Source organism: Burkholderia sp. SIMBA_051 (assembly GCF_046534915.1).
GTDB classification, from domain to species: domain Bacteria; phylum Pseudomonadota; class Gammaproteobacteria; order Burkholderiales; family Burkholderiaceae; genus Burkholderia; species Burkholderia ambifaria.
On record NZ_JAWRXS010000017.1, the window covers coordinates 1 to 20,029 of the forward strand.

Annotated in this window: 19 protein-coding genes and 2 tRNA genes; 3 read left to right on the plus strand and 18 right to left on the minus strand. The window is 66.6% G+C overall.

The features are described 5' to 3' along the window. Positions 1-2 precede the first annotated feature (2 nt). The 4 genes from SB771_RS31205 to uvrC all read right to left on the minus strand — a co-directional run bounded on the left by SB771_RS31205 (position 3) and on the right by uvrC (position 3,095). A tRNA-Gly gene (locus SB771_RS31205) sits at positions 3-75 on the minus strand. Between the two features lie 52 nt (positions 76-127). Then, positions 128-203: transfer RNA gene (locus SB771_RS31210), tRNA-Gly, on the minus strand. 141 nt (positions 204-344) lie between these two features. After that, positions 345-932 carry a CDP-diacylglycerol--glycerol-3-phosphate 3-phosphatidyltransferase gene (gene pgsA, locus SB771_RS31215; protein WP_006757520.1) on the minus strand — a complete coding sequence of 196 codons (588 nt, stop codon included), beginning with the start codon at positions 930-932 and terminating at the stop codon, positions 345-347. 108 nt (positions 933-1,040) lie between these two features. After that, positions 1,041-3,095, minus strand: a complete 2,055-nt coding sequence (gene uvrC, locus SB771_RS31220; RefSeq protein WP_175661046.1) for an excinuclease ABC subunit UvrC — start codon at positions 3,093-3,095, stop codon at positions 1,041-1,043. A gap of 75 nt (positions 3,096-3,170) precedes the next feature. Between uvrC and earP the strand changes: the two genes are divergently transcribed. From earP to SB771_RS31235, 3 genes are all read left to right on the plus strand, one after another. Further along, the gene (gene earP / locus SB771_RS31225; RefSeq protein ID WP_175661045.1) at positions 3,171-4,364 is read left to right on the plus strand and encodes an elongation factor P maturation arginine rhamnosyltransferase EarP; all 1,194 of its coding nucleotides are present in this window, start codon (positions 3,171-3,173) and stop codon (positions 4,362-4,364) included. Between the two features lie 137 nt (positions 4,365-4,501). After that, positions 4,502-5,059 carry an elongation factor P gene (efp, locus tag SB771_RS31230; RefSeq protein WP_006751871.1) on the plus strand — a complete coding sequence of 186 codons (558 nt, stop codon included), beginning with the start codon at positions 4,502-4,504 and terminating at the stop codon, positions 5,057-5,059. Between the two features lie 272 nt (positions 5,060-5,331). Further along, positions 5,332-6,717, plus strand: coding sequence for a sigma-54-dependent transcriptional regulator (locus tag SB771_RS31235; RefSeq protein ID WP_175656041.1), 1,386 nt, complete (start codon positions 5,332-5,334; stop codon positions 6,715-6,717). Between the two features lie 158 nt (positions 6,718-6,875). On the opposite strand, the gene nagZ is transcribed toward SB771_RS31235, so the two are convergent. The 14 genes from nagZ to SB771_RS31305 form a co-directional block, all read right to left on the minus strand. Then, entirely contained in the window at positions 6,876-7,904 is a 1,029-nt protein-coding gene (gene nagZ / locus SB771_RS31240) for a beta-N-acetylhexosaminidase (protein ID WP_175661044.1), read from the minus strand. Between the two features lie 16 nt (positions 7,905-7,920). Then, complete coding sequence (gene acpS / locus SB771_RS31245) at positions 7,921-8,361, minus strand: holo-ACP synthase (protein WP_175661043.1); 441 nt, start codon at positions 8,359-8,361, stop codon at positions 7,921-7,923. A 69-nt stretch (positions 8,362-8,430) separates the two neighbouring features. After that, positions 8,431-9,207 carry a pyridoxine 5'-phosphate synthase gene (gene pdxJ, locus SB771_RS31250; RefSeq protein WP_011656356.1) on the minus strand — a complete coding sequence of 259 codons (777 nt, stop codon included), beginning with the start codon at positions 9,205-9,207 and terminating at the stop codon, positions 8,431-8,433. After that, positions 9,204-10,043 (minus strand): DNA repair protein RecO, encoded by an 840-nt coding sequence (gene recO, locus SB771_RS31255; protein WP_175661042.1) that lies wholly within the window; start codon positions 10,041-10,043, stop codon positions 9,204-9,206. The genes pdxJ and recO overlap by 4 nt, the downstream gene beginning before the upstream one ends. Beyond that, on the minus strand, positions 10,030-10,929 hold the full coding sequence (gene era / locus SB771_RS31260; protein ID WP_011656354.1) for a GTPase Era: 900 nt from the start codon (positions 10,927-10,929) through the stop codon (positions 10,030-10,032). Before era ends, recO begins: the two co-directional genes overlap by 14 nt. A 60-nt stretch (positions 10,930-10,989) precedes the next feature. Continuing rightward, positions 10,990-12,267: a ribonuclease III gene (gene rnc / locus SB771_RS31265; protein ID WP_175661041.1), complete on the minus strand. Its 1,278-nt coding sequence runs from the start codon at positions 12,265-12,267 to the stop codon at positions 10,990-10,992. A gap of 160 nt (positions 12,268-12,427) precedes the next feature. Continuing rightward, positions 12,428-13,321, minus strand: coding sequence for a signal peptidase I (gene lepB / locus SB771_RS31270; RefSeq protein ID WP_105833451.1), 894 nt, complete (start codon positions 13,319-13,321; stop codon positions 12,428-12,430). 16 nt (positions 13,322-13,337) lie between these two features. Next, positions 13,338-15,131, minus strand: coding sequence for a translation elongation factor 4 (gene lepA / locus SB771_RS31275; protein ID WP_006759775.1), 1,794 nt, complete (start codon positions 15,129-15,131; stop codon positions 13,338-13,340). 213 nt (positions 15,132-15,344) lie between these two features. Continuing rightward, positions 15,345-15,581, minus strand: coding sequence for a glutaredoxin family protein (locus SB771_RS31280; RefSeq protein ID WP_012363408.1), 237 nt, complete (start codon positions 15,579-15,581; stop codon positions 15,345-15,347). A 7-nt stretch (positions 15,582-15,588) separates the two neighbouring features. Continuing rightward, positions 15,589-17,088, minus strand: a complete 1,500-nt coding sequence (locus tag SB771_RS31285) for a DegQ family serine endoprotease (RefSeq protein ID WP_011656350.1) — start codon at positions 17,086-17,088, stop codon at positions 15,589-15,591. A 16-nt stretch (positions 17,089-17,104) separates the two neighbouring features. Continuing rightward, entirely contained in the window at positions 17,105-18,157 is a 1,053-nt protein-coding gene (locus SB771_RS31290) for a MucB/RseB C-terminal domain-containing protein (protein WP_175661040.1), read from the minus strand. A gap of 5 nt (positions 18,158-18,162) precedes the next feature. Then, positions 18,163-18,780 (minus strand): sigma-E factor negative regulatory protein, encoded by a 618-nt coding sequence (locus tag SB771_RS31295; protein ID WP_012363405.1) that lies wholly within the window; start codon positions 18,778-18,780, stop codon positions 18,163-18,165. Positions 18,781-18,867: 87 nt separating this feature from the next. Continuing rightward, positions 18,868-19,467, minus strand: coding sequence for an RNA polymerase sigma factor RpoE (gene rpoE, locus SB771_RS31300; protein ID WP_006752490.1), 600 nt, complete (start codon positions 19,465-19,467; stop codon positions 18,868-18,870). A 91-nt stretch (positions 19,468-19,558) separates the two neighbouring features. Then, positions 19,559-20,023, minus strand: coding sequence for a protein YgfX (locus SB771_RS31305; protein WP_105833448.1), 465 nt, complete (start codon positions 20,021-20,023; stop codon positions 19,559-19,561). Positions 20,024-20,029: the final 6 nt, after the last annotated feature.

The following is a 20,029-nucleotide window of genomic DNA, read 5'->3' on the forward strand; positions in this document are numbered from 1 at the left end:
GGAGCGGGAGACGAGTCTCGAACTCGCGACCTCAACCTTGGCAAGGTTGCGCTCTACCAACTGAGCTACTCCCGCATATGTCCTGCATCTGCAGCGCTTTGCCGTACAACACGCTGCCAGAAAAATCTGGAGCGGGAGACGAGTCTCGAACTCGCGACCTCAACCTTGGCAAGGTTGCGCTCTACCAACTGAGCTACTCCCGCGTATTGCTGCCTACTGCTTCCGTCACACACTTACTTCGTCGTGCAGCGGAGAAGCGAGATTATGGCGAAGGCACATTCGTGTGTCAAGAGCTTTTCCAGCCCTTTTTACAAAAACCGGTGCGATCGAATCGGACGATCACGTCATGCGCCGCCGCGCTCGCGGATCTGCGGCCATGCGAGCTTCATGTAGTACAGCATCGACCAGATCGTCAGCACCGCCGCCAGATACATCAGCCACTCGCCCCACACGCGCGTGTCGATCGTCGCGATGCCGAGCGGCAGCGGGCCGTAGTACAGCAGCATCGGAATCGCGACCATCTGGCACGCGGTCTTGAACTTGCCGAGCTGGTTCACCGCGACGCTCTTCGATGCGCCGATCTGGGCCATCCATTCGCGCAGCGCCGAGATCGCGATCTCGCGACCGACGATCACCAGCGCGATCGCCGCATCGACCCGCGAAATCTGCACGAGGATCAGCAGCGCGGCCGTCACCATCAGCTTGTCCGCGACCGGATCGAGGAACGCGCCGAACGACGACGTCTGGTTCCACTTGCGGGCGAGAAACCCGTCGAACCAGTCGGTCAGCGCGGCGAGGATGAAGATCGCCGCTGCCGCGAGGTTGCGGTGCGCGCCGCCCATCACCGTGTCCGGCAGATAGAACACGCCGACGACGAGCGGAATCAGCACGATCCGGACCCACGTCAGGAAAATCGGGAAATTGAACGGCATGGCATGCGGGTCAGTAAGGGATTCGCAATTGTGCCGTGTCGACCGGCCTGCTACAAGGACGCAAGACCGCGAGAGCGCGGGCAGGCGCGGCCGGTCGCACGGCCCGGATCAGTGAAGCTGCTTGTAGATCTGCTCGGCGAGCGCGTGCGAGATGCCCTCGACGCTCGCCAGTTCCTCGACGCTCGCGGCGACCACCCCGCGCAGCCCGCCGAATCGCGCGAGCAGCCGCTGACGGCGTTTCGCGCCGACCCCTTCGAGCTCCTCGAGCCGCGACGTCTGGCGTGCCTTCGCCCGCTTCGCGCGCATCCCGGTGATCGCAAAACGGTGCGCCTCGTCGCGGATCTGCGCGACGAGCATCAGCGCGGCGCTCTCCTTGCCGAGTTCGAGCGGCGTGCGTCCGTCGGCGAACACGAGCGTCTCGAGGCCGACCTTGCGCCCCTCGCCCTTCGCGACGCCGACCAGCATCGACGTGTCGAGCCCGAGCTCGGTGAACACCTGCCGCGCGATCTCGACCTGTCCCTTGCCGCCGTCGATCAGCACGATGTTCGGCAGCAAACTCGACGCCTCGGCCTCGCGCGTCGATTCGCCGTCGATGCCGGCTGCCGCGTCGGCGGCCGCCGCCTGCGCGGCCTGCTCGACCATCTTCTCGTAGCGGCGCGTCAGCACCTGCCGCATGGCCGCGTAATCGTCGCCCGGCGTGATGCCGGTGATGTTGTAGCGACGGTACTCGCCCGACTGCATCTTGTGATGGTGGTAGACGACGCACGACGCCTGCGTCGCCTCGCCCATCGTGTGACTGATGTCGAAACACTCGATCCGCAGCATCGCGAGATCGTCGCATTCGAAGCTGAGCGTCTCCGCCAGCGCGCGCGTGCGCGCCTGCTGCGAGCCCTGCTCGGACAGCAGCCGCGCAAGCGCGAGCCGGGCATTCTGTTCGGCCATCGACAGCCATGCGCGCCGCTGCCCCTGCGGCTGCCGCACCAGCGATACCTTGTGACCGGCCTGCTCGGACAGCAGCTCGAGCAGGTCGCGGCTTGCGGGCGCATGGCTCACGACCAGCACGGGCGGCACGCGATTGCCGAGATAGTGCTGCGCGATGAACGCATCGAGCACCTCGGCCTCGACCGAGGCCGCCGATGCCCCCGACGCCGACGGCGCCGCGTCACGCGCGGCGGCAGCTTCGTCCGCGGACTCGCCGGGCAACGCCGCGGCGGCTTCGTCGGCACCATCCGCGCCGTCGGCTTCGTCGCCGAGGCCGCCTTCGGCAAGCGTCAGCGCACTTTCGACATGCGCGGGGAAATAGGCCTTGTCGCCAAGATGCCGGCCGCCGCGCACCATCGCCAGGTTCACGCACACGCGTCCGCCCTGCGCGACCACCGCGAGGATGTCGACGTCGCTGTCGCTGCCGACCTCGATCGCCTGCTGGTGCAGCACCGTCGCGAGCGAACTCATCTGGTTGCGCACGGCCGCCGCCTGCTCGAACTTCAGCTCGGCCGCGAACGCGTGCATCTTCTGCTCGAGCTCCTTCATCACTTCCGACTGCCGGCCGAGCAGGAAGCGCGCGGCGTTCGACACGTCGATCGCGTAGTCGTCCGCGGAAATCGCGCCGACGCACGGCGCCGTGCAGCGCCCGATCTGATGCAGCAGGCACGGCCGCGTGCGGTTGTTGAAGACGGAATCCTCGCAGGTGCGCAACTGGAAGACGCGCTGCAGGATCTGGATGCTCTCGCGCACGGCCCACGCGCTGGGGAACGGTCCGAAATACTGGTTCTGCTTGTCGACCGAGCCGCGGTAGTAGGCCATGCGCGGAAAGCGGTGCGCGGTGAGCTTCAGGTACGGGTACGACTTGTCGTCGCGAAACAGGATGTTGTAGCGCGGCGCGAGCGCCTTGATCAGGTTGTTCTCGAGCAGCAGCGCCTCGGCCTCGGAGCGCGTGACGGTCGTCTCGATGCGCGCGATGCGCGTGACCATCATCGCGATGCGCGGCGACAGCTGCGTCTTCGTGAAATAGCTCGACACGCGCTTCTTCAGGTCGCGCGCCTTGCCGACGTAAAGCACGGCGCCCGCCGTGTCGTAGTAGCGGTAGACGCCCGGCATGTGCGGCAACTGGGCGAGGATCTTCTTCGGTTCGAACGGGATGTCGACGGCTTCTGGGGATGTCATGCGTGATCCGGGGGCCTTGTGGCGCGGAACGGGTCCATTAGAATCGCCAGTTTAGAGCATTCACCGCCCGCATCGATGCCCCGCACCGCCCCTGCCCCCGCTTCCGCTTCACCGCTCGCGCCCGACGAGCCGATCGCATGCGACCTCTTCTGCACCGTGATCGACAACTTCGGCGACGTCGGCGTGTGCTGGCGCCTCGCGCGCCAGCTCGCGCACGAACACGGCTGGCAGGTGCGCCTCTTCATCGACGACCTGCACACGTTCGCGCGGCTGCAGGCGGGCGTCGATCCCGAGGCGCCCCGGCAGACGCTCGACGGCATCGTGGTCGAACACTGGCATGCGGAAGTCGGCGATGCGCTCGAGATCGCCGATGTCGTGATCGAGGCGTTCGCGTGCGAGCTGCCCGGCGCGTATCTCGCGGCGATGGCCAGCCGCACGCGCCGCCCCGTGTGGATCAATCTCGAATATCTGAGCGCCGAGGACTGGGTCGCCGATTTCCATTTGCGGCCGTCGCCGCATCCGCGCTACCCGTTGCTGAAGACGTTCTTCTTCCCGGGGCTGTCGGCCGGCACGGGCGGCGTGCTGAAAGAAGGCGACCTCGACGCGCGCCGCACGGCCTTCGAAGCCGACGCGGCGGCGCGTGCCGCGTGGTGGCGGCAGGCGACCGGCGACGCGCCGCCGGCGCCCGGCACGACGGTCGTCAGCCTGTTCGCGTATGAAAATCCGGCGGTCGACGCGCTGCTCGCGCAGTGGCGCGACAGCCCGTCGCCCATCGTCGCGCTGGTGCCGGCCGGCCGCGTGTCTCCCGCCGTCGCGCGCTTTTTCGGGGTCGAATCGTTCGGCGCCGGCGCACGCGCGACGAACGGCAACCTGACCGCATACGGGCTCGCGTTCGTCCCCCAGGCCGACTTCGACCGGCTGCTGTGGGTGGCCGACGTCAATTTCGTGCGCGGCGAGGATTCGTTCGTCCGCGCGCAATGGGCGCGCAAGCCGTTCGTGTGGCACATCTACCCGCAGGCCGACGATGCGCACCTGCCGAAGCTCGACGCCGCGCTCGCGCACCTGTCGGCCGGCCTCGCCGACGCGCCCCGCACGGCGCTCGAGCGCTTCTGGCATGCGTGGAACGGCGTCGGCACGCCCGACTGGGGCGATTTGCTCCAACATCGTGCAGCACTCGACGCCAACGCGGCCCGCTGGGCCGATGAGTTGGCGAGCGTCGGCGATCTCGCCGGAAAGCTGGCGGAATTCGCAAAATCTCAGTTAAAATAAGCGGTTATCCGACGGCTGACCACGCAAGCGCTCGCTTTCAACGCGCTTGGCGCCCATCGGAACCCTCCCGCTTGCGCCGTCAGCCGTTGCGCAACGCTCAAGCATCTATTTATTTGATTGGATCAGGACAGTTTTTTATGAAGACCGCACAGGAACTCCGCGTAGGCAACGTCGTTCAGATCGGCAGCGACGCATGGGTCATCGCAAAGACGGAATACAACAAGTCGGGCCGTAACGCCGCCGTCGTCAAGATGAAGATGAAGAACCTGCTGACGAACGCAGGTCAGGAATCGGTCTACAAGGCCGACGACAAGTTCGACGTCGTCATGCTCGACCGCAAGGAAGTGACGTACTCGTACTTCGCCGACCCGATGTACGTGTTCATGGACGCCGACTACAACCAGTACGAAGTCGAAGCGGAAATGATGGGCGAAGCGCTGAACTACCTCGAAGACGGCATGGCTTGCGAAGTCGTGTTCTACAACGAGAAGGCGATCTCGGTCGAACTGCCGACGATCCTGGTTCGCGAGATCACCTACACGGAACCGGCCGTCAAGGGCGACACGTCGTCGGGCAAGGTGCTGAAGAACGCCAAGCTCGCAACGGGCTTCGAACTGCAAGTGCCGCTCTTCTGCAGCACCGGCGACAAGATCGAAATCGATACGCGCACGAACGAATACCGCAGCCGCGCGTAATCGCCTGCGATTTCCGTCTCGAACAAAGCGCCCTGCGGGGCGCTTTTTATTTGCCTGCCGTCAACAGCAACAGAGGCTCCGGCACCATAGGCAACACAAAATCCAGCACTAAAGGTATTCAATTTGTATCATCGGTAACTGTTTTATAGCGATGGAGAAATAATGCCCGTCAGGCGTGCAGCGGGGCATAAAATCAGTCTTTAATCTGACATGCGGCTGCGGCTGGCTCGACGGCCGACAGCCCGCCTCTCTTGACTCGACTCGCGTCCACCATGCCACACGCCCTGATTGTCGAAGACGATCCCAACAGTCTGTCCGGCCTGACCGCGCTGCTTGCCGCAGACGGCTTCTCGGTCGACACGGCCACGTCGCTCGCCGAGGCACGCACGGCGCTCGGCCGCTCGATTCCCGATGTCGTCCTCGTCGACCTGAACCTGCCGGACGGCAGCGGGTTCGACCTGCTCCAGCATCTGCCGCAGCAGCAGCCGAACGGGTCGCTGCCGGTGATCGTGCTGACGGGCAACGCGACGGTGGAGAGCGCAATCGAGGGCCTGCGTCACGGCATCTGGGACTACCTGCTCAAGCCGATCAACATTCCGCGCCTGCGCAGCCTGCTGGCCCGGATTCCGCGGCCCTACGAACTGATCGACGAAGTGCGGACGCTGCGTGCGTCGCTGCGCCACCTCGGCCGCTTCGGCGCGCTGGTCGGCCGCAGCGAGGCGATGCAGCACGTGTACGACATGATCGAGCACAACGCGGGCACCGAAACGGCCGTGCTGTTCGCGGGCGAGGCCGGCACCGGCAAGAAGCTGGCCGCGCGTACGCTGCACGACCTGAGCCGGCGCCGCAAGGGGCCGTTCGTGTCGTTCGACTGCCGCACGATCGCGCAAGCCGGCCGTCACGGCGCGTCGCTCGACAGCATCCTGTTCGGTCATGAGCGCGGTGCGTTCGACGGCGCCGAGCGGCGCGAATCGGGCCTGTTCGAACAGGCCGGCGGCGGCACGCTGTGCCTCGACGAGATCACCGCGCTGCCGCTCGTGCTGCAGGAGGCGCTGCTGCATGCGCTCGATTCGCAGAACTTCATGCGGATCGGCGGCACGAGCTCGATCGCGAGCGACTTCCGGCTGATCGCGACCACGCGCCGCTCGGCCCGCGACGCGGTCGCGAACGGCCTGCTGCGCGAGGATCTGTGGCTGCGTCTCGATGCGGCATCGATCACGATGCCGCCGCTGCGCGAGCGCGACGGCGATGCGCTCGCCATCGCGGATTCCCTGATCGACGAACTGAACCGCGACGCGCGCGCCACCGGCCGCGGCACGACCGACAAGCGCGCGGCGCAGGGCTTCGTGCGCGAATGCCTGTCCTACGAATGGCCCGGCAACGTGCGCGAACTGCAGGAGCGCGTGCGGTTTGCCTATGATGCGTCCGGCGACTTCATCGAGACGCTGCGCGCCGGCGAAGCGAGCTTCGCGGCCGGCGCCGCGCTGAACGGCAGCAGCGTGCAGATCAAGGTCGGCACCCCGCTGTCCGACGTAGAGGATCTGCTGATCCGCGCGACGCTCGACGCGGTCGGCGGCACGCGCCATCGCGCCGCGACGCTGCTCGGCATCAGCCCCAAGACGCTGTACAACAAGCTGCAGCGAATGAAGGTCAACTGACCGGGCCGCCGTGGTTGGGAGCGCTGGCTGGAGCTGACGGTTAGTTGCGTAAAGACGTATCGCGCCCCGCGCTTCACGTCCCGATGAAAAAAGCCGCGCATTTGCGCGGCTTTTCGTTTTCGGCAACGGGAGAGCGGCATCGCGCCGCCTTTCCCCGCTTACGCCAGTGCGCTGCTCAACAGCGCCTGCGCCTGCAGATACTCGGGCTGCACGATCAGCTTGTCCCACTTGAGCGACTTGCCGCGCGCGCGCATCCGCTTCAGGCGTCGCACCGACTCGGTCGACGCCTGCGCCTTCAGACCGTTCAGCACGACCTCGGCCGCCTCCGGCTGGTTGCAGACGAGCACCATGTCGCAACCGGCGGCGAGCGCCGCGTCGGCCGCCTGCGTGAGCGTGCCGCCTTCGCGTGCGGCCTCCATCGACAGGTCGTCGCTGAAGATCGCGCCGGTGAAGCCCAACTGCCCGCGCAGGATGTCCTGCAGCCACACGCGCGAGAAGCCGGCCGGCCGCTTGTCGACCTGCGTGTAGATCACGTGCGCGGGAATCACGGCGGACAGCGACAATCCGAGCCAGTCGTACGGCGCGACGTCCTGCTTGAGGATCGCATCGAGCGGCCGGTCGTCGGTCGGCAGCGCGACGTGCGAATCGGCTTCCGCGAAGCCGTGCCCCGGGAAATGCTTGCCGCAGTTCGCCATGCCCGCGAGCGACAGCCCGTGGTTCAGGCTCTTCGCGAGCAGCGTGACGACGCGCGGGTCGCGATGGAACGCGCGATCGCCGATCACCTTCGAGTGCCCGTAATCGAGGTCGAGCACCGGCGTGAAGCTCATGTCGATCCCGCACGCGCGCAGTTCGGCGGCCAGGATGTAGCCGACCGCGGTGGCGACCTTGGTCGCGAGCAGCACGTCGCGGTCCCACAGTTCGCCGAGGCGGCGCATCGCGGGCAGCACCGTGAAGCCGTCGGTACGGAACCGCTGCACGCGGCCACCCTCGTGATCGACGGCGATCAGGATGTCCTCGCGCACCGCGCGGATCGAATCGGTCAGCGCGGTCAGCTGCGCGCGGTTCTGGAAATGCCGCGCGAACAGGATCACGCCGCCGGTGTTCGGATGGGCAAGGCGCCGCGCATCGTCGCGCGACAGGGCCGTGCCGACGACGTCGAGCATGACCGGGCCGGGAGTCGTTTTCATCGAATCGGGAAGTCCGTCAGGAAGTGGTTCGGGAAACAGATGTGGGGGCAGGCGGCGGTGCGGCGTCGGTCTCGGCGACCACGAACGACACCGCGTAGTCGCGTTCGTCGCTGACCGTCACGCGTGCCGTGATGCCACGCGCGGCGAGCCAGTCGGCCAGCTCGCCCGACGCGACGACGTACGGTTCGCCACTGCGCTGGTTGAGGGTCTGCAGTGCGCGCCAGGTCATTGGCCAGTGCATGCCGAGCCCGATCGCCTTCGAGAACGCTTCCTTCGCGGAAAAGCGCGTCGCGAGGAACGCGATGCCGCGCGCCTCGGAGCGCGCGCGGCGCGCGTGGAACACGCGCAGCTCGTCGGGGCCCAGCACCTTCTCGGCAAACCGGCCGCCCGTGCGCTCGAGCACGGCCGCGATGCGGCTTATCTGGACGACGTCGGTGCCGATGCCGTAGATCGCCATGTCAGCGCCCGCCGTGATGCGCGGACGATGCCGGGCGGCGAGCGAAGCGCGCGCGGAGGAAATGCATCGTCAGCGCGCGCCGCCGTGCAGCGCTGCGACACGCGCGGCGACCATGATCGCCTTCATCTCGCGCACCGCGTTGTCCCAGCCCGCGAAGATCGCGTGCGCGACGATCGCGTGGCCGATGTTCAGTTCGACGATGCCGTCGATCGCGGCGATCTGCTGCACGTTCGTGTAATGCAGGCCGTGGCCCGCGTTGACCTTCAGGCCCAGTCGCGCGCCGGCCTGCACGCCCGCGACGATGCGCTCGTATTCGCGCTGCTGCTCGGCTTCGTCGTGCGCATCGGCGTAGCGGCCCGTATGCAGCTCGACCACCGGCGCACCGGCTTCGTGCGCGGCGCGGATCTGCGTTTCGTCCGGATCGATGAACAGCGACACGCGCACGCCGGCGTCGGCGAGCTGCTTGCAGGCCGCACGCACGGCCTCGAAGCGGCCTGCGACGTCGAGGCCGCCTTCGGTCGTCAGCTCCTCACGCTTCTCGGGCACGAGGCACGCGTCGTGCGGACGCACGTCGCACGCGATATCGAGCATCTCGGCCGTCACCGCGCATTCGAGGTTCATACGCGTCTTCAGCAGCGGGCGCAGCTTGCGCACGTCGGCGTCGACGATATGGCGGCGGTCCTCGCGCAGGTGCAGCGTGATCACGTCCGCACCGGCCTCTTCGGCGGCGAGCGCCGCGCGGATCGGATCGGGATAGGCCGTGCCGCGCGCGTTGCGCAGCGTCGCGACGTGGTCGATGTTCACGCCGAGATCGATGGCGGTGGGCGTTGTCAGGAAGAAGCTCATAGGTTTTGCAGGTCGATCAGGATCTGACGCGTGGCAAGCGGCGTACCGCCGAGATAGGTGTTCAGCAGGAAGCGCATCAGCGTCTTGCTTTGCGCTACCGTCTGGGCTCGATGGTAATCGTCCTGCTCCATGTCGAGCAACGTCTGTCCGGTAATCACCGGCCAGTGCGACGGCACGTCGTCGTCGGCATTGCGCACGCCGCGCTCGGGATCGAACACGTAGCGGCGATCGGGCTCGACCGCGCGGCGCGCGACCGTGCGGTTCAGCGCCATCGCATAGCCGGTCTCGCGCAGCAGCACGCGTTCGAACGAGCGCAGCACCTGCACCGCGGGTTCGCCGTGCGCGAGGCGCGTGAGCGTCAGCACGTAATGATTGAAGAGCGGCGGCTGGGGATCCTCGCGCGCGCAGAATTTCACGAGCAGCTCGTTCACGTAGAAGCCGCACAACAGCCCGTCGCCGCCGAGCGGCAGCATCCCGCCCACCCACTCGGCGCCCGTCAGCGTGCGCACTTCGGATTTGCCCGACCAGGACAGCAGCAACGGCTGGAACGTCTGCAGCACGCCGCGCAGCGCGGAGTGCGGGCGCTTCGCGCCCTTCGCGACGAGCGCGAGGCGGCCGTGATCGCGCGTGAGCACGTCGATGATCAGGCTCGTTTCCCGGTACGGATAGCTGTGCAGCACGAACCCAGGCTGCTCGGCGACGCGGAAATCGGACGTGCGAGACGTCGCGCGCCGCGCCTTGCGACGCGGCGGTTCGGGCGGTGCCGGCAGCGGCGCGTCGTTCGCGCCGGCGGTCACCGCGTCTTCGGTCGACGTCAGCGCGTCATTCGTACCCATAGGCGCGCAGCCCCGCCTCGTTATCGGCCCAGCCGCTCTTCACCTTCACGAAGGTCTCGAGATACACGGGGCCGTCGAACAGCCTCTCCATGTCCATCCGCGCCTCGGTGCTGATCTGCTTGAGCTTCTCGCCCTTCTTGCCGATCACCATCGCCTTGTGCGAATCGCGCTCGACGAGGATTGTCGCGAAGATGCGCTTCAGGCGCCCTTCCTCCTCGAACTTGTCGATCAGCACGGTGCTCGTGTACGGCAGTTCGTCGCCGGTCCAGCGGAACACCTTCTCGCGCAGGATTTCGGCCGCGAGGAAGCGCGAGCTGCGGTCGGTCAGCTCGTCCTCGCCGTAGATCGGCTCGCCTTCCGGCAGGTACGGCTTGATCGTGTCGAGCAGGCGCTTGATGTCTTCCGGCCGCTGCGCCGACAGCGGCACGAGTTCGGTGAATTCGCGCAGCCCGCTCATCTGCTGCATGAACGGGAACAGCGTCGCCTTGTCGGTCACGCGGTCGATCTTGTTCGCGATCAGCAGCGTCGGCATGCCGGGCGGGATCAGGTCGAGCACCTTCTGGTCGTCGGGCCCGAATCGGCCGGCCTCGATCACGAACAGGATCACGTCGACCGACGTGAGCGTCGACGTGACCGCGCGGTTCAGCGAGCGGTTCAGCGCAGTGCTGTGACGGGTCTGGAAGCCCGGCGTGTCGACGAACACGAATTGCGCGTCGTCGAACGTGTTGATGCCGGTGATGCGGTGGCGGGTCGTTTGCGCCTTGCGCGACGTGATGCTGATCTTCTGGCCGACGAGTGCGTTCATCAACGTCGACTTGCCGACGTTCGGGCGGCCCACGATCGCGATCATGCCGCAACGGAAACCGGTAGGAGCGGGAGTGTTCATATCGTTTGGGAGACAGGTTCTGAACCGGCCGCGCGGCGCGCGGCACGATCGGTGGGCAATTCAGTGGTCGGCATCCGCCGCGCGCGCCTGCGCGGCGGCGAGGGTCGCGCCGCCCGGCGGCGTGTCGGCATCGGGCGCCGCGGCGTCGCGGGCGCGCAGCGTCGCGCGCGTGGCGGCATCGGAACCGGCAGCCGGCTTGTCCGCGGACGACACGGCCGGATCGGCCGCCTGGCCCGCCGGCTTGTCGGCTGCACGGGGTGCGCCTGCGCTTTCCGCGGGCTTGTCGGCACGCTCGGCCGGCTTGTCCGCCGCGCGCGAGCCGGTTTCGCCGCGATCCGACGGCTTGTCGGACGCCTTCTCGGCAGGTTTGTCGGCCGTCGGCTTCGCGGCACGGTCAGCCTTGTCCGCGGCCGTTTCCACATGCGCCGCGCGAATCGCGGCCATCGGCGTCGGCGTCGGTCGTTCGCTCGGCGGCGTGTCGGCGTCGGTCGCTGCAAACGCAGCCGCGGCCACCTTCGCATCGCGCGCCGCCGCACGCTCCTTGCGTTCCGGAGAACGCAGGTCGAGCGCTTCCTGCACGCCCTTCACGCCCGGCACGATTTCGGGCTCGACGTGCTTCGATCCGCGTGCGTTCTTCGAACGCTTCGGCTTCGCGGCCAGCATCGGCGCGGCCGCCAGCACCTCGTCGAGCGCCTTCTTCGCGGCAGCCTGCTCCGCTGCCCGCCGGCTCGCGCCGGAGCCCGACACCTTCACGTCGAGCTTCGGCACCGTGCATTCGACCTCGAACTGCTGATTGTGCGCCGCACCATGCGTCGCGACGACCGTGTAGGTCGGCAGCGCGATCTTGTGCCCCTGCAGGTATTCCTGCAGCAGCGTCTTCGCGTCCTTGCCGAGCGTGCGCGGATCGATGTGATCGAGAATCGGGATATAGAGGCGCTTGATGACCCCTTGGGCGGCTTCGAAGCCGCCATCGAGGAATACGGCCCCGATGATGGCTTCGAACGCGTCCGCGAGGATCGACGGGCGGCGGAAGCCGCCGCTGCGCAGCTCGCCCTCGCCCAGCCGCAACCCTTCGGAGATATTCAGGGCCTGAGCGATTTCATACAGCGACTGCTGCTTGACGAGATTGGCGCGCACGCGCGACAGGTCGCCTTCGTCCAGCTTGCTGAAACGCTGGAACAAAAGGGCGGCCACCGCGCAATTCAGAACGGAATCGCCGAGAAACTCGAGCCGTTCGTTATGCGTGGCACTGTGACTGCGGTGGGTCAAAGCCTGGCGCAACAATTCCGCATTGCGAAATTCGTAGCGCAGCCGGCTTTCCAACTGGGATGGGGGCATGTGCAGGAGTATAACGCGGGCGCCGGTCGGGCCGAAACGGCACGGCCGGACGCGAAAAGGCGTGACGGAGCGGTGTTACCGCCGGTTCTTAAAGTAGTCCGGCAATACGTGACGCGGCCCGTGCGTCACGTATTGCATGTTGGATGCGAGTCGAACGCGATCAGTTGAAGGAACCGATCCGCTTCAGGTCGCCGAAGTTCATCCAGATGAAGAACGCGCGGCCGACGATGTTGTTGTCCGGCACGAAACCCCAGTAGCGGCTGTCCGCGCTGTTGTCGCGGTTGTCGCCCATCATGAAGTAGTGACCCGGCGGCACCTTGCAGATCACGCCGCGGCTGTTGTACGTGCAATTGTCGCGATACGGATAGTCGTAGGCGCCCATCACGAACGGCGGCACGGCGGGATTGTTGAGGATCGCATTCTTCTTCGTGCCGATCGTTTCCTCGAACTGCTTCGCGTAGTTCTGGCGCTCGTCATCGAAGAAATCCGGCAGCGGCGCTTCAGGCACCGCTTGGCCGTTGATCGTCAGCTGCTTGTCCTGGTAGGCGACCGTGTCGCCCGGCAGGCCGATCACGCGCTTGATGTAATCGACCGACTCGTCCTTCGGATAGCGGAACACGACGACGTCGCCGCGCGACAGCGGGCTGCCCTGCGTGATCTTCGTGTTCGTGATCGGCAGGCGCAGGCCGTATTCGAACTTGTTGACGAGGATGAAGTCGCCGACCAGCAGCGTCGGCACCATCGAGCCCGAAGGAATCTTGAACGGCTCGACGATGAACGAACGCACGACGAACACGGCCAGGATCACCGGGAAGAAGCTCGCGGTGTACTCGAGCCACCACGGCTGGCGCAGCTTTTCGTCGCGCAGCTTCGAACGCGTCTGCACCGCGTTTTCGTCCGCGAAACGCTTGTCGATGCGCGACTGCTGGCGATCGAACTCTTCGATCGCCACGTCGGCCGCCTTGCGTCGCCGCGGCAGGAACACCAGTTTGTCCAGCACCCACGCTACGCCCGTCACGACGACGAGCACAAAAAGAATCAGCGCAAAATTCATAAAAGGAACAGTCCTGTTATTTGTCTTCGACGCGCAAGATCGCGAGGAACGCTTCCTGCGGGATCTCGACCGAACCCACCTGCTTCATGCGCTTCTTGCCTTCTTTCTGCTTCTCGAGCAGTTTCTTCTTCCGCGTGATGTCGCCGCCGTAGCACTTCGCGAGCACGTTCTTGCGGAGCGCCTTGATGTTCTCGCGCGCGACGATGTGCGCGCCGATCGCGGCCTGGATCGCCACGTCGTACATCTGGCGCGGAATGATCTCGCGCATCTTCGCGGCGACTTCGCGACCGCGATACTGCGACTGCGACCGGTGCACGATGATCGACAGTGCATCGACCTTGTCGCCGTTGATCAGCATGTCGACCTTCACGACGTCCGACGAACGGTATTCCTTGAACTCGTAGTCCATCGACGCATAGCCGCGCGACACCGACTTCAGGCGATCGAAGAAGTCGAGCACGATCTCGGCCATCGGGATCTCGTACGTGAGCTGCACCTGGCGGCCGTGATACTGCATGTTGATCTGCGAGCCGCGCTTCTGCTCGCACAGCGTGATCACGGAGCCGACGTAATCCTGCGGCATGTACAGGTTCACGGTGACGATCGGCTCGCGAACTTCGGCGATGCGGCCGGGCTCCGGCATCTTCGCCGGGTTCTCGACCATGATCGTCGAGCCGTCGCTTTGCACGACCTCGTAGACGACCGTCGGCGCGGTCGTGATGAGATCCATGTCGAACTCGCGTTCGAGCCGCTCCTGCACGATTTCCATGTGCAGCAGCCCGAGGAAGCCGCAGCGGAAACCGAAGCCGAGCGCCTGCGACACTTCCGGCTCGTACTGCAGCGATGCGTCGTTGAGCTTCAGCTTCTCGAGCGATTCGCGCAGCGCATCGTACTGGTTAGCCTCGACCGGATACAGCCCCGCGAACACCTGCGGCTTCACTTCCTTGAAGCCCGGCAGCGGCTCGCTGGCGGCCTTCGCCACATGCGTGACCGTATCGCCGACCTTCGCGGCCGTCAGCTCCTTGATGCCGGCGATGATGAAGCCCACCTGCCCGGCCGACAGCGATTCGAGATTGCGCGACTTCGGCGTGAACACGCCGACGTGCTCGACCGGATACTGCGCGCCGGTCGCCATCATCTTGATCTTTTCCTTCGGGCGCAGCGTGCCGTTGACGATGCGCACGAGCATCACGACGCCGACGTAGTTGTCGAACCAGGAATCGATGATGAGCGCCTGCAGCGGCGCGGCCGGATCGCCCTTCGGCGGCGGCACCTTCGCGATCAGCGACTCGAGCACGTCCTCGACGCCGAGGCCCGTCTTCGCGCTGCAGCGCGTCGCGTCGGTCGCATCGATGCCGATCACGTCCTCGATCTCCTCGATCGCGTTTTCGGGGTTCGCGGCCGGCAGGTCGATCTTGTTCAGCACCGGCACGACCTCGACGCCGAGCTCGATCGCCGTGTAGCAGTTCGCGACCGTCTGCGCCTCGACACCCTGGCTCGCGTCGACCACGAGCAGCGCGCCTTCGCACGCGGACAGCGAACGGCTGACCTCGTACGAGAAGTCGACGTGCCCCGGCGTATCGATCAGGTTGAGGTTGTAGACCTTGCCGTCGCGGGCGCGATAGGACAGTGCCGCCGTCTGCGCCTTGATCGTGATGCCGCGCTCGCGCTCGATATCCATCGAGTCGAGTACTTGCGCCTCCATTTCACGGTCGGCGAGACCGCCGCATACCTGGATGATGCGATCCGCGAGTGTCGACTTGCCATGGTCGATGTGCGCGATGATCGAGAAATTGCGAATATGATCCATTCAGTGCCGATCAAGCGAAAAAGGCGCGCTCGACGACTGCGGAGCACGCCTTGTGTAAGTCGGTGAAAAAACGGCTTATTTTAGCCGAAAAGGCCTTTGCCGGGCGGTAATTTGGGACGCCCCGGCCCGGGGCACCCCGCTGGAGCCTTTGTGGTAAGGGCCCGCCGACGAAAGCCCCGCGCGCGGGGCGGCCGGCCGACGCCCGGGGTCGGTTCAGCGCCGCGCCGCGAGTGCGCCGCGCACCCTCGCCTCGTCGAACCGGTGGCGACACACTTCCGCGCCGTCCAGCAGCAGCACGGGCACGTCCTCGTCGTAGCGGGCAACGAGCGCCGGATCGGCATCGATGTCCACGTAACGGACCTCGATGCCGGATTCGGCCGCCACCGGCGCCAGCGCGTCGCGCATGTCGTCGCACAGATGGCACCAGCCGCGGCCGTAGAGCGTGAACATCGGCGCGTTACTTCTGGGTCGGGCGCGGGCGCACCGGCACGAACTGCGTGTTGTCGCCGCGCCGCACGAGCACCGCGACCGCCTTCTGCGAATCGAGCTGCGCGGTCACTTCGGCGAACTGCTTCGCGCTCGTGATGTCGGTGTCGCCGACGCGCAGCACGATGTCGCCGCGCTGCAGGCCCGCACGGGCGGCCGGGCCGTCGACGGCGTCGATCTGCACGCCATTCTTCAGCTTCAGCGATTTCATCTGATCCGCCGGAATGTCGCTGACCGTCAAGCCGAGCGAATTTGCCTGGCGCGGCTTCTGCGGCGTGTTCTTGCGCTGCTCGGCCTTCGCCGTCGTCTCCGCCGGCGTCTCGGCGATCGTGATCGGCAGATCGCGCGCCTGACCCTTGCGCCATACGCTGACGGTCGCCTTCGTGCCCGGCTTCGTGTCGCCGACCATGCGCGGCAGATCCGACGCCGTCTCGACCGGCCGGCCATTGAACTTCAGGATGATGTCGCCCGGCTGGATGCCCGCCTTGTCGGCCGGACCGCCCGGCTCGACGCTGCTGACGAGCGCGCCCTCCGCCTTCGGCAGCCCGATCGAGTCGGCCACGTCCTTCGTCACCTCGCCGATCGCCACCGCGATGCGGCCGCGCGTGACCTTGCCGGTCGCCTTCAGTTGGTCGGCCACGCGCATCGCCTCGTCGATCGGGATCGCGAACGAAATGCCCATGAAACCGCCGGTGCGGCTGTAGATCTGCGAGTTGATGCCGATCACCTCGCCCTGCATGTTGATCAGCGGCCCGCCCGAGTTGCCGGGGTTCACCGCGACGTCGGTCTGGATGAACGGCAGGTAGTCGCCCGTGTTGCGGCTCTTCGAGCTCACGATGCCGGCCGTCACGGTGTTGTCGAGGCCGAACGGCGAACCGATCGCGACGACCCACTCGCCGACGCGCACCTTGTTCGAATCGCCGATCGCGACGACCGGCAGGTTCGACGCCTGGATCTTGACCACCGCGACGTCCGTGCGGTCGTCGACGCCGATCAGCTTCGCCTTGAATTCGCGCTTGTCGGTCAGCGTCACGTAGATGGTGTCCGCATCGTCGACGACGTGCGCGTTCGTCATCACGTAACCGTCCGCCGACACGATGAAGCCCGAACCGACGCCGCGGTTCTGCTCGGCGTCGGGCGGATTGTCCGGCGCCGGCGCGTTCTTCGGATTGCCGTTGCCGCCACCGTTGCCCGGCGCCTGCGGCAGCGGAATGCCGAAGAAGCGCCGGAAGAATTCCGACATGTCGCCGTTGTCGAAGCCCGGCGGGAGCGCACCGCGCGGGCCGGGAATCGGCACGTTCGCGGTAGTCCGGATGTTCACGACGGCCGGCCCGACCTTTTCGACCAGATCGGCGAAGTCGGGAAGGCTGGCGGCGGGCGGCGTGGCCGCCACCGCGGTATGCGGGATGAGGGGCAGGCAGGCACACAGCACCGCCGCCGCGAACACGTTGCGCAGCGTGAGTTTCGTCATGTCGGAAGCCGTAGCGTTACTTGGAAGCCTTGTATTCTATGGCAGCCGCGAACTGCTGCAACGTGGCCGGCGGCACTTCGCCGAGCACGGTGATCCAGTAATCGCCGCGACGCTTCACGAGAACGTGGGTCGCACCGGTGCTGCCCGCGCCTTCCTTGCGCGTGTTCTTTTCGGCCGGCTCGATGAAGACGGAGATCGTCGCGAGCCCGTCGGTGAAGACGGCCTGGTCGACCGGAATCGGCGGATCGCCGGCGTCGCGCGCGGCCATCGGGCGGCGCACCTCGCGAATCTTCCGGAAGCCGGCGACGTTCGGCGCGATCTGCCAGCCCTGCGCTTCCATGTCGACCGTCGCGACCGGCGGGCGGACGACCGTCCAGCCGCTCAAATTGCGCATGCCGGCCGCGATCGCGGCCTTGTCGCCGGACGTGCCGCCCGTCTGGACTTGCGAGAACGCGATCTGCTCGAGCACGTGATCGCTCGCGTCGAGCGTCTGCGAACGCAGCAGCAGGCCCGTCCGGGCATCGGCCCACAACTTGTACGTGAAGCGGTACGCATCCTTCGGCACGAGTTCGACGACTTGCGCGTCGAGCCCCGCCACGCGGTCCTTGCCGAGCAGCTTCGCGTCGTAAACGGACATCACGTGGTCGCCGCCCGCGCCGAGCAGCGAAGGAAACGAGTCGCGCGTCTGGCGGCGCTCGACCACGCACAGCTTGCGCTCCGGCACGAACGTGTACAGCTCGTCGTTATGCCGCAGCACCTTGCGCGGCTTGCCGTCGAGCGTTTCGATCCGCTCGAACTCGCCGTCGCGGGACGCCACGTGCGCGATGCGCGACGACTGGACATACGCGCCGCGCTGGTAGACGAACGTGCCCTCGTAGCTCTGCTGCTGCGCCGCCTGCTGGATGCGGTCGAGCCACTCCGCCGCACCCTTGCGGGTTGCGACGGGATCGTCCGGTTGCTGGGCGCTGGCAGGGAGGGATTGAACGGACAACAGGGCGGCTGCGCAAAGCAGGAGGGCCGGCAGCCGCTTCCATCCGGAGATGGCGTGATTCAACTGCAATGTCCGCATCGAGTTTATTGGCCTGGCGTGGTGGTCACGGCAGCGCGGATCAGCGGCATCGAGCCTGTGACGACGGGCTGCTGCGCGAATTGCTGGTGCGCTTCAAGGTATTGGTCGAGACTTGCGTCGCGGATGATGTTGACGTCCTGCAGGCCCGGCTGTGCCGATGCCTGTGCAACCGTCACGCGCTGCAGGTTGCCGCTCTGCGGCGCGCCTGCCGACGCGACCTGGACGGCGCCGGGCGCACCGGCCGTCTGCAGTTGCGGAACGACGATCCACGTGAGCGTGGCGGCCGCGGCGGCCACCGCGAAAGCGGGCACGACACGGCGGCGCAGCGACAGCAGCTTGCGCGCGACCGGCGCGGCGGCCGGTGCAAGCAGGTGCGGCTCGCTTTCGAGCGCGGCGGACATGCGCGCGGTGAACGCGACGCTCAGCGCGGGCGACAGCGCGAGCTCGTCCGAGCGCAGCGCATCGCCGATCAGGTGGTAGTGGGCCCACGTCGCGCGATCCGCACGATCGAGCTCAGCCAGAAACTGCCCGTGATCCGGGCCGTCGAACAGCTCACCGTCGACCAGAGCGGAAAGACGCTCGCCGCGCGAGTACGCTTGCGACTGCTTATTGACCGACCCCATGATGCTCCCCATCTTGCACACACCCCGTCGTGAATTCACGACTCTATCCGTAACTAGACCCTGACCGCGCCGTTACACCCGTCGCGCTTACCAGCGCTTGCCTTCAGGCGTATCGAGCAGCGGACGCAATTTAGCAGCGATTGCCTCGCGCGCCCGGAAGATCCGCGAGCGGACCGTCCCGATCGGACAATCCATCATTTCCGCGATCTCTTCGTAGCTCAGGCCCTCGATCTCGCGCAGCGTAATCGCCTGGCGCAACTCTTCGGGCAGGACGGCCATTGCAGCGTTGACCGTCTCGGCAATCTGCTTGCTCATCAACATCGACTCAGGCGTGTTGATATCCCTTAGTTGGTCTGCGTCGGAGAAAGTTTCCGCTTCCTCGGCATCGGCCTCCGTGGAGGTCGGTGCCCGGCGGCCCTGCGTCGCAAGGTAGTTCTTCGCCGTATTGACGGCAATCCGGTACAACCACGTGTAGAACGCCGACTCGCCGCGGAACTGCGGCAGCGCACGATACGCCTTGATGAACGCATCCTGGGCCACATCCTCGACCTCGGCGGGATCCCGCACGAGGCGCGAGATCAGCCGAATGATCTTGCGGTGGTATTTGGAGACCAGGAGTTCGAACGCCGCCTTGTCGCCTTTCTGTACGCGCTCGACCAGAGCCTGATCGATTTCTTTTTCACTCACCTGACAAATCCGTTAACTAGGGATGCAACGCGGAGCGTTATTGTAGCGTTCCGGCGCCGGCCGCTGGTTACGGTAGGTAACCAAGCCGCCGTCATGCCCGCGCCGCCGTGCCCGCGGTACGCGCCAGCACGGATAGCGCGCTGAACGACGCGGCGTCGAGCGCATCGGCCGGAATCAGCAGCGGCCGGGCGCGCCGGGCGCCCTGCCCGACAGACAGCACGAGCAGCAGGCTGCTCCAGTGCGCGTGGCCGGTCACGCGGCCGCGGGCCAGCAAGCGCCCGGTGCGGCCAAACGCCGCAATCTCCCCGAATGCATCGATCCGCAATTCGGCCGGCAGCCGACGGGCACAGGCCCGCGCGGCACACACGGCAAGCAGCGCGGCCGTCGCCGCAGACACGCACGCGCCGGCGGCGGCGCCGGCCCGCGGCGCCCAGAACAGGTACACGGACGCGGCAGCCGCCGCGACGAACGCGGCCAGCACGACATACGACACGGCCGAGGCCCGCAACGCAAAGCGCTGCGGACGCCCGGCCGGAGCATCGATTGGACTCGTCAAGCGATT

Coding starts and splice junctions, on each gene's coding strand:
- pgsA (WP_006757520.1), bottom strand. CDS start 932: ATGCCGTTCAATTTCCCGATTTTCCTGACGTGGGTCCGGATCGTGCTG.
- uvrC (WP_175661046.1), bottom strand. CDS start 3,095: ATGACATCCCCAGAAGCCGTCGACATCCCGTTCGAACCGAAGAAGATC.
- earP (WP_175661045.1), top strand. CDS start 3,171: ATGCCCCGCACCGCCCCTGCCCCCGCTTCCGCTTCACCGCTCGCGCCC.
- efp (WP_006751871.1), top strand. CDS start 4,502: ATGAAGACCGCACAGGAACTCCGCGTAGGCAACGTCGTTCAGATCGGC.
- SB771_RS31235 (WP_175656041.1), top strand. CDS start 5,332: ATGCCACACGCCCTGATTGTCGAAGACGATCCCAACAGTCTGTCCGGC.
- nagZ (WP_175661044.1), bottom strand. CDS start 7,904: ATGAAAACGACTCCCGGCCCGGTCATGCTCGACGTCGTCGGCACGGCC.
- acpS (WP_175661043.1), bottom strand. CDS start 8,361: ATGGCGATCTACGGCATCGGCACCGACGTCGTCCAGATAAGCCGCATC.
- pdxJ (WP_011656356.1), bottom strand. CDS start 9,207: ATGAGCTTCTTCCTGACAACGCCCACCGCCATCGATCTCGGCGTGAAC.
- recO (WP_175661042.1), bottom strand. CDS start 10,043: ATGGGTACGAATGACGCGCTGACGTCGACCGAAGACGCGGTGACCGCC.
- era (WP_011656354.1), bottom strand. CDS start 10,929: ATGAACACTCCCGCTCCTACCGGTTTCCGTTGCGGCATGATCGCGATC.
- rnc (WP_175661041.1), bottom strand. CDS start 12,267: ATGCCCCCATCCCAGTTGGAAAGCCGGCTGCGCTACGAATTTCGCAAT.
- lepB (WP_105833451.1), bottom strand. CDS start 13,321: ATGAATTTTGCGCTGATTCTTTTTGTGCTCGTCGTCGTGACGGGCGTA.
- lepA (WP_006759775.1), bottom strand. CDS start 15,131: ATGGATCATATTCGCAATTTCTCGATCATCGCGCACATCGACCATGGC.
- SB771_RS31280 (WP_012363408.1), bottom strand. CDS start 15,581: ATGTTCACGCTCTACGGCCGCGGCTGGTGCCATCTGTGCGACGACATG.
- SB771_RS31285 (WP_011656350.1), bottom strand. CDS start 17,088: ATGACGAAACTCACGCTGCGCAACGTGTTCGCGGCGGCGGTGCTGTGT.
- SB771_RS31290 (WP_175661040.1), bottom strand. CDS start 18,157: ATGCGGACATTGCAGTTGAATCACGCCATCTCCGGATGGAAGCGGCTG.
- SB771_RS31295 (WP_012363405.1), bottom strand. CDS start 18,780: ATGGGGTCGGTCAATAAGCAGTCGCAAGCGTACTCGCGCGGCGAGCGT.